General features: G+C 72.0%; 10 protein-coding genes. 9 read left to right on the plus strand and 1 reads right to left on the minus strand.

From position 1 onward, the window contains the following. Positions 1-263: 263 nt before the first annotated feature. Entirely contained in the window at positions 264-797 is a 534-nt protein-coding gene (locus tag ACZ4VF_RS25000; protein ID WP_467929160.1) for a hypothetical protein, read from the plus strand. Positions 798-1,223: 426 nt separating this feature from the next. Here ACZ4VF_RS25000 and ACZ4VF_RS25005 read toward each other — a convergent pair whose 3' ends face one another. Continuing rightward, the gene (locus ACZ4VF_RS25005) at positions 1,224-1,547 is read right to left on the minus strand and encodes a bifunctional 3-phenylpropionate/cinnamic acid dioxygenase ferredoxin subunit (protein WP_467928673.1); all 324 of its coding nucleotides are present in this window, start codon (positions 1,545-1,547) and stop codon (positions 1,224-1,226) included. A gap of 301 nt (positions 1,548-1,848) precedes the next feature. Between ACZ4VF_RS25005 and ACZ4VF_RS25010 the strand changes: the two genes are divergently transcribed. From ACZ4VF_RS25010 to ACZ4VF_RS25045, 8 genes are all read left to right on the plus strand, one after another. Continuing rightward, a complete protein-coding gene (locus tag ACZ4VF_RS25010; RefSeq protein ID WP_467928674.1) occupies positions 1,849-2,688 on the plus strand; it encodes an IclR family transcriptional regulator in 840 nt (279 codons plus the stop codon). Positions 2,689-2,975: 287 nt separating this feature from the next. Continuing rightward, a complete protein-coding gene (locus tag ACZ4VF_RS25015; RefSeq protein ID WP_467928675.1) occupies positions 2,976-4,061 on the plus strand; it encodes an S-(hydroxymethyl)mycothiol dehydrogenase in 1,086 nt (361 codons plus the stop codon). Positions 4,062-5,095: 1,034 nt separating this feature from the next. After that, complete coding sequence (locus ACZ4VF_RS25020) at positions 5,096-7,558, plus strand: GcvT family protein (protein WP_467928677.1); 2,463 nt, start codon at positions 5,096-5,098, stop codon at positions 7,556-7,558. 9 nt (positions 7,559-7,567) lie between these two features. Further along, complete coding sequence (solA, locus tag ACZ4VF_RS25025) at positions 7,568-8,737, plus strand: N-methyl-L-tryptophan oxidase (RefSeq protein WP_467928678.1); 1,170 nt, start codon at positions 7,568-7,570, stop codon at positions 8,735-8,737. Further along, positions 8,734-9,894, plus strand: a complete 1,161-nt coding sequence (locus ACZ4VF_RS25030; RefSeq protein ID WP_467928679.1) for an aromatic ring-hydroxylating oxygenase subunit alpha — start codon at positions 8,734-8,736, stop codon at positions 9,892-9,894. Before solA ends, ACZ4VF_RS25030 begins: the two co-directional genes overlap by 4 nt. Further along, a complete protein-coding gene (locus ACZ4VF_RS25035; RefSeq protein WP_467928680.1) occupies positions 9,887-11,353 on the plus strand; it encodes an aldehyde dehydrogenase family protein in 1,467 nt (488 codons plus the stop codon). The genes ACZ4VF_RS25030 and ACZ4VF_RS25035 overlap by 8 nt, the downstream gene beginning before the upstream one ends. A 19-nt stretch (positions 11,354-11,372) precedes the next feature. Then, positions 11,373-12,938, plus strand: coding sequence for an APC family permease (locus ACZ4VF_RS25040; protein ID WP_467928682.1), 1,566 nt, complete (start codon positions 11,373-11,375; stop codon positions 12,936-12,938). A 115-nt stretch (positions 12,939-13,053) separates the two neighbouring features. After that, positions 13,054-14,604 (plus strand): GMC family oxidoreductase, encoded by a 1,551-nt coding sequence (locus ACZ4VF_RS25045; protein WP_467928683.1) that lies wholly within the window; start codon positions 13,054-13,056, stop codon positions 14,602-14,604. The last annotated feature ends 54 nt before the right edge of the window (positions 14,605-14,658 follow it).

Below are 14,658 nucleotides of genomic sequence, written 5' to 3' on the forward strand. Positions count from 1 at the left end.
AGATTGTCACCGCGATCCCACACCCCTGTTCGGCCCGACGGCGGGCTCACGGACAGGTGGTTGGCCGGAATTCTTCGCCGATCGGGAATCTTCGCGGCGTCTTGTTCGTCCATCTCTATGGGAGATGGGGGCGGAATGGGTCACAGGAGGCGTATCCCGCACCCCGGCGGCGTAGAACAGCGCAAGCCGGGCAGCCACTGGAGAGTCGGGGTCTTCGGATGCCGGGGGCGAGCGGTCTGCTGGCGGTGGGGAGTGACACGGTGATGGGCACGGCGGAGCGGCGCAAGGCGCCCGAAGAGAGCGTGGCGGAGCGCTCGCAGGCGGGGCGGGGCCAGGGGGCTCCGGATCGCGGGACACCGGCGCGAGTGCGTGCCGCGGACTCCGTCGGCGGCGAACGATCTCAGGGGGACCGGACGTTGTGGGTGGAGGAGCCCGCACGCCGGCACCCGATGCCCGATCCGGTGCGCACGGCGGCGGTGCGGGCGGTCCTTGTCATAGCGGTGACGCTGGTCCAGGCGATGGTGGCGTTCCTGTGCACGCTGGCGGGATCCTGGCTGGCGTTCCCCATGGTGATCAGCAGCGTGGCGAGCACGGTGGCGGCCACCTGGGCCGTGGTCGACGTGTGGGTGACCCGCCAGGTGTGGAGCCAGCGGTACGGCGTCGTCTCCGAGCCGAGCAGCACGGCCAGGTCCCTCCGGCGTGAGCGCCGGGCCCACCGGCGCCAGGAGCGGGTGAGCCTGCGGGAGCAGGAGCGGATACGTCGCAGGGGCGGCGCCGGACAGCTGTCGCACCCCTGATCCTCTCGGCAGGGGCTCGTGTCCCCGACGGCCGGTACTCACATCACCGTGGGGCGGCGCTCGTGTCCCGCACAGCCGGCGCTGGTGCTCCCGACGGTCGCTGCTCGAATCACCGTCGGCCGGGCCCAGGGCGCGGCACAGCGCAGTCGGCGCGATCGGATCCGTGGACGCGCCGAAAACCGGCGACGCCACCGGATCCGCCGACACCACCGGATCCCCGACGAGACGAGGTCCGCCTGCACCACTGGGCCCTCCTGCGTCACCGCATCCCTCGGCACCGCTGTCCGCCCGTCGTCCCGCTGTCCGTCCGCCCGCGGGAGCTCACCAGGAGTACGGCACCGTGCGGGCGATGGCGCGGACAGGCCGATGCCGCACCGGGTGGGCGGTCGGTGCCGGCAGGGGCGGGACGGCTGTGCCCGGTGGTGGTCATGCGGCCGTGCCCTCCCCGGCGCCGAGGTGGACGTGCACGACACCGTCCTCCACGGTGACGCGGTGGGTGCGCACGGGGCGCCGGGCCGGCAGGCAGACCGGTTCGCCGGTGCGCAGGTCGAAGGAGGCCGCGTGCAGCGGGCACTCGACCAGGCAGCCCTCCAGCCAGCCCTCGGAGAGGGAGGCGTCCTGGTGGGTGCAGGTGTCGTCGATGGCGTAGAACTCGCCGTCCTCGATGTGGAACACGGCGATCGGCGGCGTGGTCGCGACGCGGACGGACTCGCCCTCGGGGAGGTCTTCGAGGCGGCAGACGGGAATCACAAGCCCCCCTCTCGGTCCGGGACACGCGGTCCGGGACCTGCTCGGTGCAGGCGTCAGGGATGCCGCCGGGAGCCCGGCCCACGTCGGGCCGGCGCGGGGAAGCGGCAAGGTGAGTGACGGACCGTCACTGGTCCGGGTGGTCCGGCACCCTTCCGGGATCAGGACCCTTCGATAACATGATGTTTCGCATGGCGCACGATCCAGCGCTATGCGCAACAGAATCCGTGCGGGACGACCGTCGCGTCAAGGGCTTCCCGCGGATGCGGCCCGAACCGGGCCGACAGGTGGTGGGAGTTGAGCCATGACCCGCACGCACAAGCAGGCTGACCGCGGCGAGGGGACCACGGCGGACCCGGCGGCCCCGGAGAGACAGGGCGGTCGCGGAACGGCCAGTGCGGTGCAGTCGGTGGACCGCGCCGTGAGCGTGCTGGAGATCCTCGCCCGGCACGGCGAGGCGGGCGTCACCGAGATCGCCGAGGAGCTGGACGTACACAAGTCCACGGCTTTCCGGCTCCTCGGCGTCCTGGAGAACCGCGGCCTGGTGGCACAGGCCAAGGACCGCGGGAAGTACTACCTGGGGGCCGGCGTGTTGCGCCTGGCGGGGGCGGCGGCAGTGCGTCTGGACATCTCCCAGGAGGGCGTCCCGGTCTGCCGGGAGGTCGCCGACGAGCTGGGTGAGACGGTCAACATCGCCGTGCTCGACGACGACGCGGCGGTCAACATCATGCAGGCCCGCGGCACCGCGTCCGTGACCGCGCAGAACTGGCTGGGCAGACGCACCCCGCTGCACGCCACCTCCAGCGGAAAGGTGCTCCTCGCGCACATGCCGCCGACCCTGCGCGAGGGTCTGCTGGCGCGGCCGTTGCCGCGGTTCACCGACCGTACGATCACCGGCGCGGCGATGCTGCGCGCCGAACTGGAGGCCGTGGTCGGGCAGGGTTACGGCGTCACGATGGAGGAACTGGAGCTGGGGCTCGCGGCCGTCGCCGCGCCGGTGCGCGCGCACGACGGCAAGGTGATCGCGGCGATCAGCGTCTCCGGACCGGTGTACCGGCTCAACGCGGACCGGCTTCCGGAGGTGGCCAAGCGCACGGTCGCGGCGGGCGCCGAGCTGTCCCGGCGGATGGGGTACGGCTTCTGACCGAGGCTCCGGCCGGAAGGATCAGGCCAGTCACGCGCGCCACCGCCGCCCACAGGAGATGCGAGCGCCCGAACGGCGCGGAACACGGCACGCAACGCCGTGCGCAACAGCGGTGGCACGCCGGGGAGTTCACGGTCTTGTATCGCCATGTGTCCGACACGTTTCGCCCCGCGGGTTCCTTTTGCCGAGGGTTGGCGCGCACCCCTTGACGGGCCCGTGACGCCGTTCTCAGTATGTTCCTCATCGCGCAACCGATCGTGCAATGCGCAACAGCAGAGGAGCCTGTGGTGCCACACGAGGTCCGTGCCGTAGTCGCTGCGAAGAAGGGCGCACCCGTGGAGGTGCGGACGATCGTCGTCCCCGACCCGGGCCCCGGTGAGGTGCTCGTCCAGGTGCAGGCCTGCGGGGTGTGCCACACGGATCTCCACTACCGCGAGGGCGCGATCACCGACGACTTCCCGTTCCTGCTGGGCCACGAGGCGGCCGGCACGGTGGAGGCGGTCGGTCCGGGAGTCACCGGTCTGAAGGCCGGCGACTACGTCGTACTGGCCTGGCGGGCGCCGTGCGGCAGCTGCCGTTCCTGCCGACGCGGCCGCCCCTGGTACTGCTTCGACTCCCGCAACGCCGCGCAGCCCATGACACTGCTGGACGGCACCCCGCTCACCAACGCCCTCGGCATCGGCGCCTTCGCCGAGAAGACGCTGGTCGCGGCCGGTCAGGCGGTGAAGGTCGACCCGGCCGCGCGACCCGAGGCGGCCGGTCTCATCGGCTGCGGGGTGATGGCCGGTTACGGAGCGGCGGTCAACACCGGCAACGTCGGCCGCGGCGACTCGGTCGCCGTGATCGGCTGCGGCGGCGTCGGCAGCGCGGCCATCGCGGGCGCCTGTCTGAACGGCGCCATGACGGTGATCGCCGTCGACATCGACGACAGGAAGCTGGACCAGGCGGAGAGGTTCGGCGCCACGCACACCGTCAACTCCCGGGGCACCGACCCCGTCGAGGCGGTCCGCGCGCTCACCGACGGTCACGGCGTGGACATCGCGATCGACGCGGTCGGCCGCCCAGAAACGTTCCTGCAAGCCTTCTACATGCGCGACCACGCCGGTCTGCTGGTCCAGGTGGGTGTCCCCGCGCCCGAGATGAAGGTGGAACTCCCGCTGATCGACGTCTTCTCGCGCGGCGGTGCCGTCAAGTCCTCCTGGTACGGCGACTGCCTGCCGAGCCGGGACTTCCCGTTCCTCATCGACCAGTACCTCTACGGCCTGCTCGACCTCAACGCGTTCGTGTCCGAGACCATCGCCCTGGACCGCGTGGAAGAGGCGTTCGCCAGGATGCACCGAGGTGAGGTACTGCGCTCGGTGGTGGTCATGTGAGCGTGAGCGGGGCCGTACGCGTGGGGCGGGTGGTCACCTCGGGCACGTTCAGCCTGGACGGTGAGACGTGCGACGTGGACGGCAACGTCTGGCCGGCCGACGACGAGGAGGTGCTGGTGGTCGGCGCCGCCCACGACGCCGAGGCGCTCCGCCGCGCCACCGACGGCCGCCGGCTCCCCGCCCTCCTCCGCGCCCACGCCCACGACGACCACATCGACGCGGCGCCCGTGCACCCCGCCCTGACCGGCGCCCCCGGACTCCTGCACCCCGACGACACCGAGCCGTGGTCGCTCACGCACCCCCGGCCGCGAACCGGACGGCGAGCTGATTGGCGGCCGTGTCCTCAGGGTGGCCGGCATCGAACTCCACGCGATCCACACCCCGGGGCGCACAGGGGGCAGCTACTCGCTCCGCGCGCCCCTCCTGAACACCGTCTTCACCGGCGCCACCGCCTCCACACCGAGCCCGCCGCAACCGGCCGCGACTCCTCCACCCCCCGGCCAACGCCGTCTCCACCCGGCGCCACCCTCCCCCACGACGGACCCACCGCCACCGGACGCCTTTCCTCCACCCCCGGCCAACGCCGCCTTCACCGGCACCACCTCCCTCCCCGCCGGACCCACCGCCACCAGCCACTCCTCCTCCACCCCCCTCCCCCCGTCCACCGGGCCCTTGCCCCACGCCCGGCCGCCGGCCCCGCAGGGTGTCACCGACGTCCACACCGGTCACGGTCCCCGCACGACGATCGACGCCGGGCGGCCGAACGTCCCCGCCTGAGCGCGCCGGGTCTCCCGCCCGACGCGGCTACCCCGCACCCGCTCTCCCCGCCACCACAAGCGCGCCCGCCGTTCCCCGCTTCCACAAGCGCACCCGGCCTCCGAGCCCCCACAAGCGCACCCGCCGTCCCCACCTCCACAAGCGCACCCGGCCTCCGAGCCACCACAAGCGCACCCGCCGTCCCCACCTCCACAAGCGCACCCGGCCTCCGAGCCTCCGCAAGCGCACCCGCCACCCCCGCCACCACAAGGAGGGGCATGTCCAGCACACCCGAAGGGCCGTCCCAGGGACCCCGTGTCGTCATCGTCGGCGCCGGCATCGTCGGCTGCTCCCTCGCCGACGAGCTGACCGCCCGGGGCTGGACGGACGTCACCGTCCTGGAGCAGGGCCCCCTGCCCGCCCCGGGCGGCTCCACCTCGCACGCTCCCGGGCTCGTCTTCCAGACCAACCCGTCCAGGACGCTCACCGTGTTCGCCCGGTACACCGTCGAGAAGTTCCGCGCCCTGGAGGTCGACGGCGTCTCCTGCTTCCTCCAGGTGGGCGGCCTCGAACTGGCCACGACCCCCGAACGGCTGGCGGACCTGCACCGCCGGGCCGGTTACGCCGCCTCCTGGGGCGTCCGCGGCGAGGTCGTGAGCACGGCCCGGTGCAAGGAGCTGTGGCCCCTGCTGGACGAGTCGGTGGTCCTCGGCGGCTTCCACACCCCGGACGACGGGCTGGCCCGGGCCCTCCTCGCGGCCCGCGCCCAGACGGACCGCGCCACCGCGCGCGGGGCCCGTTTCCTCGACCGGCACACGGTCACCGGTATCGAGCAGCGTGGCGGCCGGGTCACCGCTGTCGTCACCGACCGGGGTGCCTTCCCGGCCGACCACGTGGTCTCGGCGGCCGGTTTCTGGGGTCCGGTGATCGGCCGCATGGCGGGCGTCGACGTACCGCTGCAGCCCCTCGCGCACCAGTACGCGAAGACCGGGCCGCTGCCCGAGCTGAGCGGTGCCACGGCCGAGGCCACGCGGCCCGTCCTCCGTTTCCAGGACCGCGACCTGTACTTCCGCGAGCACGCCGACCGCATCGGGATCGGCTCGTACGCGCACCGGCCGATGCCGGTGGACCCGTTCGCGGTGCCGGCGTACGACGAGGCACGCGCCCGGGACATGGAGATGCCGTCCTCGTACCCCTTCACCGCCGAGGACTGGGGCCCGAGCTGGGAGGACTGCCGGCGGCTGCTGCCCGCGCTGCGGGCGTCCGGGATCGAGAGCGGGTTCAACGGGGTCTTCTCCTTCACGCCGGACGGTATGCCGGTGCTCGGGGAGGCACGGCGGCTGCGGGGGTTCTGGCTGGCGGAGGCGGTCTGGGTGACCCATTCCGCGGGTGTCGCCAGGGCGGTGGCCGAATGGATGGTGCACGGGCGGCCGTCCGTCGACGTGCACGAGTGCGACGTCACGCGGTTCGAGGAAGCACAGCGTTCACCGTCGTACGTCCGTGAACGGGGTGCACAGCAGTTCGTGGAGGTGTACGACGTCCTCCACCCGCTGCAGCCGATGGAGCGGCCCCGCCCGCTCCGCGTGAGCCCGTTCCATGCCCGCCAGCAGCAGCTCGGCGCCTTCTTCCTGGAGGGCGCCGGCTGGGAGCGCCCGCACTGGTACGAGGCGAACGCCCCGCTCGTGGACGCCCTCGGTGACCTCCCCGGACGCGACGCCTGGTCGGCCCGTTACTGGTCCCCCGTCGCCGCAGCCGAGGCCAGCGCCACCCGCGAGAAGGTCGCCCTGTACGACATGACCCCGCTGCGCCGCCTGGAGGTGACCGGCCCCGGCGCCCTCGCCTTCCTCGACCGCATGACCAGCAACAACCTCCGCAAGAAGCCCGGCGCGGTCACCTACACGCTGCTGCTGGACGAGACCGGAGGCATTCGTTCCGATCTCACCGTCGCCCGTCTCGCCCCCGACCGCTTCCAGGTCGGCGCCAACTCCCCCGCCGACCTCGATTGGCTCCTCCGCCACGCGCCCGGGGGCGTCCAGATCCGCGACACCACCTCCGGCACCTGCTGCATCGGCGTCTGGGGCCCCCTCGCCCGTGCCCTCGTCCAGCCCCTGACCGGCGACGACTTCTCCCACGAGGGCTTCGGCTACTTCCGGGCCAGGCAGACGTACCTCGGCCATGTGCCCGTGACGGCGCTGCGTCTGAGCTACGTCGGCGAACTGGGCTGGGAGCTGTACACCACGGCCGACCTGGGCCTCAGGCTCTGGGACACGCTGTGGGAGGCCGGGCGGGAACTGGGCGTGGTCGCCGCGGGCCGGTCCGCCTTCGACTCCCTGCGGCTGGAGAAGGGCTACCGGGCCTGGGGCACGGACATGACCGACGAGCACACCCCGTTCGAGGCGGGCCTCGGCTTCGCCGTCCGCATGGACAAGGAGGACTTCGTCGGCAAGGAGGCGCTCCGGCGGGCCGGGCAGCCCACGCGCCGGCTCACCCCGCTGCTCCTGGACGACCCCGCCGCCGTGGTCCTCGGCAAGGAGCCCGTGTACGTCGACGGCACGCCGGCCGGTTACGTGACCAGCGCGTCGTACGGCTACACGCTGGGCCGCTGTGTCGCCTACGCCTGGCTGCCGGCCGGCCTCGCCACCGGTACCGGCGTGCACATCGAGTACCTCGGCGAGAAGGTTCCGGCGACCGTCGCCGACGAGCCGCTGTTCGACCCGGAGATGACCCGTATCCGCCGCTAGGAGGCCCCCGTGTCACCGTCTTACGACGTCGTCGTCATCGGACTCGGCGGCATGGGCAGCGCCGCCGCCCACCACCTTTCCGCGCGCGGCGCCCGCGTCCTCGGCCTGGAGAGGTTCGGCCCGGTCCACAGCCGCGGCTCCAGCCACGGCGGTTCACGCGTCACCCGGCAGTCGTACTTCGAGGATCCGGCGTACGTACCGCTGCTGCTGCGCGCCTACGAACTGTACGAGGACCTGGAACGGGCCACCGGCCGGGACATCGCGATCCTGTCGGGCGGTGTGATGGTCGGCCCCCCGGAGTCGCGGACCGTCTCCGGCGCGCTGCGCTCGGCCACCGAGTGGGACCTGCCGCACGAGATGCTGGACGCGAAGGAGATCCGCCGCCGTTTCCCGACCCTCGACCCCCACGACGACGAGGTCGCCCTGTACGAGGCGAAGGCAGGCCTGGTCCGGCCCGAGAACATGGTCGCCGCGCACCTCCAGCTGGCCACCCGGCAGGGCGCCGACCTGCATTTCGAGGAGCCGATGCTGCGCTGGGAGCCGTACCGGGACGGGGTGCGCGTCCATACGGCGGAGAACACCTACACGGCCGGCCGGCTGGTGGTCTGCCCGGGCGCCTGGGCACCGCGGCTGCTCACCGACCTGGGGGTGCCGTTCACCATCGAGCGGCAGGTCATGTACTGGTTCCAGCCGAAGGGCGGCACCGGGCCGTTCCGGCCGGAGAACCATCCGGTCTACGTCTGGGAGGACGCGGCCGGCGTCCAGGTCTACGGTTTCCCGGCCATCGACGGGCCGGAGCGGGGCGCCAAGGTCGCCTTCTTCCGCAAGGGGCAGGTGACGACTCCGGAGACCATCGACCGGACGGTGCACGCCGACGAGATCCGGGCCATGGCCGACCACGTGTCCCGCTGTGTACCGGACCTGCCCGGCACCTTCCTCAAGGCCGCGACCTGCATGTACTCCAACACCCCGGACGAGCACTTCGTGATCGCCCGGCACCCCGCGCATCCCGAGTCGGTGACCGTGGCCTGCGGTTTCTCCGGGCACGGGTTCAAGTTCGTGCCGGTCGTCGGCGAGATCCTGGCCGACCTGGCGCTGACCGGTTCCACACCGCACCCGATCGGCCTGTTCGACCCCGCCCGCCTCACCGCCTCGCCCGCCCGAGGAGTCCGCCCGTGACGACGACCCCGGCCTCCCGGGCCCCTGGCTCCCGGACCCCGATCTCCCCGAGCCTCGTCGCGACCCTTCCGGGCCGCTACTACACCGACCCGGAGGTGTTCCGGCGGGAGCAGGAGAGGATCTTCGAGTCCTTGTGGTTCTGCGCCGTGCGCAGCGCCGACCTGGACGGGCCGGGTGCCTTCCGCACGGTCCAGGTGGGCCGCGAGAGCGTCGTCGTCACCCGGAACCGCGCCGGCGAGCCGCGCGCCTTCCTCAACGTGTGCCGGCACCGGGGAGCGCGGCTGTGCACCGAGCAGGCCGGCGAGGTGCGCCGCACGCTCCAGTGCCCGTACCACGCGTGGACGTACGACCTGGACGGCACATTGATCGCCGCGCCCAACTTGATCAAGATGCCCGACGTCGACCGCGTCCAGTACGGGTTGATCAAGGTGGCTCTGCGCGAGTGGCTCGGCTACGTCTGGGTGTGCCTCGCCGACGAACCGCCCTCCTTCGAGGACACGGTGGTGCACGCGGCCGTGGAACGGCTCGGGGACGCCGCCGCCATCGGGCACTACGGCACCGAGCGGCTGGCGCTCGGCAAGCGGGTCACCTACGAGGTGCGGGCCAACTGGAAGCTGATCGTCGAGAACTTCATGGAGTGCTACCACTGCGCGACGATCCACCCCGAGCTCACCGAGGTGCTCCCGGAGTTCGCGGACGGTTACGCGGCCCAGTACTACGTCGGCCACGGTGCGGAGTTCGGCGCGGACATCGAGGGCTTCACGGTGGACGGCAGCGCGGGCTTCGGCAGGCTCCCGGAGGTGACGGCCGACCAGGACCGCCGTTACTACGCCATCACGGTCAAGCCGACCGTGTTCGTCAGCCTCGTTCCCGATCACGTGATCCTGCACCGCATGTTCCCGCTGGCCGAGGACCGCACGGTGGTGGAGTGCGACTGGCTGTACGCGCCGGAGGTGGTGGCCTCGGGCGCGGACGTGTCGAAGTCGGTGGAGTTGTTCCACCGGGTCAACGTCCAGGACTTCGAGGCCTGCGAGCGCACCCAGCCGGCGATGTCCTCGCGCGCGTACCGCCGCGGCGGGGTACTGGTGCCGAACGAGCACCACATCGGCGTCTTCCACGACTGGCTGCTGGACCGGCTGGGGGACGCCCGTGCCTGACCTGTTCATCGACGGTGAGTGGCGGGGCGCCCTGGACGGGCGCACCCGGGAGATCCGCTGTCCCGCCGACGGCTCACTGGTCGGGATCGTGGACGAGGCCGGTGGGAAGGACACCGTGGAGGCCGTCGCGGCGGCCCGGCGCGCCTTCGACACCGGCCCCTGGCCGGGCGCGCCGGCCGCCGAGCGCGGTGACCTGCTGCTGCGGGTCGCCGTCCTCCTCGCCCGTGACAAGGACGCCCTGGCCCGCGCGGAGTCATTGGACACGGGCAAGCGGCTGGTGGAGAGCGCGTACGACATCGATGACGTCGTCAGCTGCTTCCGCTACTTCGGGCGGCTGGCCGCGAGCGAGTCCGGCCGGGTGATCGACACCGGGCGGGCGGACGTCGACAGCCGGGTGGTGTACGAGCCGGTCGGCGTCTGCGCGCTGATCACGCCCTGGAACTACCCGCTGCTGCAGGCCGCGTGGAAGGTCGCCCCGGCGCTCGCGGCCGGCAACACCTTCGTCCTGAAACCCAGCGAGCTGACCCCGCACACCGCGATCCACCTGGTCCGGCTGCTGGCCGAGGCGGGGCTGCCGCCGGGCGTGGCCAACCTGGTGCCGGGTGCCGGGCCGGAGGCGGGCGCCCCGCTCGCCGACCACCCGGACGTCGACCTGGTCTCCTTCACCGGCGGTCTGCGGACCGGCCGCCGGCTGATGGCCGCGGCGGCCGGCACGGTGAAGAGGGTCGCGCTGGAACTGGGCGGCAAGAATCCCAACATCGTCTTCGCGGACGCCGGCTTCGAGGCGGCCGTCGACATGGCGCTGACCGCCGTCTTCCTGCACTCCGGGCAGGTCTGCTCGGCCGGGGCCCGGCTGCTGGTCGAGGACGCGCTGCACGACCGGTTCGTGGACGAGGTCGTCCGGCGGGCCCGGCGGATCCGGCTCGGCGGGCCGTTCGACGAGCGGGCGCAGGCCGGGCCGCTGATCTCGGCGGCCCACCGGGCCGAGGTCGAGGCGTACGTGGCTCGGGGGCTCGCCGAGGGAGCGGTGCTGCGCTGCGGCGGCGCCCGGCCCTCGGGGCCCGGCCACGACGCGGGCTTCTACTACCTGCCGACCGTCCTGGACGAGTGTACGAACGGCATGTCCGTCGTCCGGGAGGAGTCCTTCGGGCCGGTGCTGACCGTCGAGCGGTTCACCACCGAGGAGGAGGCCGTCCGGCTCGCCAACGACACGGTCTACGGTCTCGCGGGCGCCGTCTGGACCGGCGACGAGGCGAGGGCCGCGCGGGTCGCCGCGGGACTGCGGCTCGGCACGGTCTGGATCAACGACTACCACCCGTACGTGCCGCAGGCCGAGTGGGGTGGTTACAAGCAGTCCGGTTCCGGGCGCGAACTCGGCCCGGCGGGGCTCGCCGAGTACCGCGAGACCAAGCACGTCTGGCGCAACACCGCGCCGGCACCGCAGGGCTGGTTCGACTGACCGCCAGAGGAGTCCGCTCATGACGTCCACCGAGCAACCGCCAGGCCCCCACCACGACGACGCCGAACTCGCCGAGTTCGGCTACCGGCCCGAACTCAGGCGCACCCTGGGCAACTTCCACACCTTCGCGGCCGGGATCAGCTACATCTCCATCCTGACCGGCACCTTCCAGCTCTTCTACTTCGGCTACGGCAGCGGCGGCCCTGCCTACTGGTGGTCGTGGCCGATGGTGTTCGCCGGCCAGTTCACGGTGGCCCTGTGCTTCGCCGAACTGGCCGCCCGCTACCCGGTGGCCGGCTCGGTCTACAACTGGTCGAAGAAGGTCGGCAATCCGCATGTCGGCTGGCTCACCGGGTGGCTGATGCTGATCGCGTCCGTCGTGTCCATCTCGGCTGTCGCGCTGGCCTACCAGCTGACGCTGCCGCAGATCTCGTCGGTGTTCCAGTTCGTGGGGGACGGCACGGGCACGTACGACGTGGCGAGCAACGCGGTCCTCCTGGCGACCGTGTTGATCCTCTTCACCACGTTGATCAATGCGTTCGGCGTCAAGGTGATAGCCATGATCAACACGGCGGGCGTCTTCATCGAGTTGATCGCGACCGTTGTATTGATCACCCTCTTCGCCGTCCACATCACCCGGGGCCCTCACGTCGTCATGCAGACGAACCACACGGGATCGGGGTACTCAACGGGTTATCTCGGCGCCTTCCTGGTGGCCTCGCTGGCGTCGGCGTACGTCATGTACGGCTTCGACACCGCCTCCTCCCTGGGCGAGGAGTGCCTGGACCCGTCCCGGAACGCCCCGCGGGCGATCATCCGCGCGATCGTCGCCTCGTTCGTCCTGGGCGGCCTGGTGCTGTTGCTGGCGCTCATGAGCGTCTCCACTCTCCAGGGCGACAGGCTGTCCACCGACGGCCTGCAGTACGTCGTGCTCGACGTGCTCGGTCCGACGGCCGGCAAGGCGATGCTGTGGTGCGTGCTGATCGCGGTCACGGTGTGCGCGCTCGCCGTGCACACGGCGGCGATCCGACTGGCTTTCGCGATGGCCCGGGACAACAACCTGCCCGCGTCCTCGCTGCTGGCCCGGGTCAGCCCCCGGTTCCGGACCCCGGTGCTGCCGGCCGTGATCATCGGCGTGCTGGCGCTGGCGATCCTCGTGGTCAACATCCGCCAGCCGCAGATCTTCACGGTCGTCACCAGCATCGGCGTCATCATGATCTACCTCGCCTACCTGGGTGTCACCGTGCCGATGCTGGTGGCCCGGCTGCGCGGGAGGTGGCGGTCCGCCGGCGAGGGCAGGTTCTCGCTGGGCCGCTTGGGGCTGCCCGTCAACCTCGTCGCGGTGGTGTGGGGCGCGGCGATGACGGTCAACCTGATCTGGCCGCGCCCCTCGGTCTACAACGCGTCCGCGCCGTACCACTGGTACCTGCGCTGGGGCGCGGTCCTCTTCGTCGCGGTCATCGCGGGCGGCGGCTTCGCGTACTACTGGTGCGTCCAGCGGCACCGCACCGGCGTGCTCGCCGAACACCGTCTGGACACCGCGGCCGCACCGGCCGCTCCCCTCGCCGCCCCGGCGGCGGAGTGACTCCGCAACCGGCCACGACCGCACCCGTCGAACCCGCCCGAAACCGACCGGACACGGCCGGCCCGCCCTGCTCATCTCGATGCATACCGATGGATCCGACCGGCCAGGAGGTCGCATGAGCTTCGATGAGTTCGACTACGTCGTGGTCGGCGGCGGCACCGCGGGCAACGTCGTGGCCGCACGGCTCTCCGAGGACCCCTCGGTGACGGTGTGCGTGCTGGAGGCGGGCCCCAGCGACGTCGGCGACGACGACGTCCTGAGACTGGAGCGCTGGATGGGGCTCCTGGAGTCCGGCTACGACTGGGACTACCCGGTCGAGCCGCAGGCGAGCGGCAACAGTTTCATGCGGCACGCGCGCGCGAAGGTGCTGGGCGGCTGTTCGTCGCACAACTCCTGTATCGCCTTCTGGGCGCCCGCGGAGGACCTGGACGACTGGGCGGCCCAGGGCTGCACGGGCTGGAGCGCGGCCGACCTGTTCCCGCTCTTCCGGCGGCTGGAGAACAACGACGCGCCCGGCGACCACCACGGCCGCACCGGCCCGGTGAGGCTGCGCACGCTGAAGGGCGGGGACCCGTGCGGCGCCGCCCTGCTGGAGGCGTGTGCGCAGGCCGGCATACCGACGGTCCCGTTCAACACCGGGAGGACGGTGGTGCGCGGGGCCAACTGGTTCCAGATCAACTCCGACGAGAACAACATCCGCCAGTCCTCCTCCGTGGCCTATCTCCACCCGGTCCTGGGCAGACGCCCGAATCTCGACGTCCGGACCGGGGTGCGGGCCAAGAAGCTGGTGCTGGAGGGGCGGCGGTGCGTGGGGGCCCGGTACCTGGACCCCGACCTGGTGCACACGCGCACGGTACGGGCCCGCCGCGAGGTGATCGTCTCGTGCGGCTCGATCGACTCCCCGAAGCTGCTGATGCTCTCCGGCATCGGCCCGGCCGGGCACCTGCGCGAGGTCGGCGTCGAGGTGGTCGTGGACTCGCCCGGCGTCGGCGAGAACCTCCAGGACCACCCCGAGGGCCTGATCATGTGGGAGGCCCGGCAGCCGATGACCACCACGTCCAGCCAGTGGTGGGAGGCGGGCGTCTTCTACGACACCGAGCCCGGACTGGACCGGCCCGACCTGATGTTCCACTACGGCTCGGTGCCGTTCGACATGAACACCGCGCGCTGGGGCTACCCGACCTCGGAGAACGCCTTCTGCCTGACCCCCAACGTGACGAAGGCGAAGTCGCGCGGCACGGTACGGCTGCGGACGCGGGACTACCGCGACAAGCCGAGGGTGGATCCGCGGTACTTCACGCACGAGCACGACGTGCGGGTGATGACGTACGGGCTGAGGCTGGCCCGGCGGATCGCCGCCCAGCCGGCGCTGAGCGGCTGGGCCGGGGCCGAGCTGGCGCCGGGCCCGGGCGTGCGGACGGACGACGAGTTGCTGGACTACGTCCACAAGACGCACAACACCGTCTACCACCCGTCCTGCACCGTGAAGATGGGCGCCGACGGCGACCGCTCGGCCCCGCTCGACGCGCGGCTGCGGGTCAAGGGGGTCGAGGGGCTGCGGGTCGCCGACGGGTCGGTGATGCCGGAGCTGATCGCGGTCAATCCGTGCATCACGACGATGGTGATCGGAGAGAAGTGCGCGGACCTCCTGAAGGAGGACGCCTAGACCGGCCCGGCGGCGCGGGGAACCGCGCGGCCGTCACGGACGGCCCGCACGTCC

This window comes from Streptomyces sp. NPDC029151, assembly GCF_055564315.1.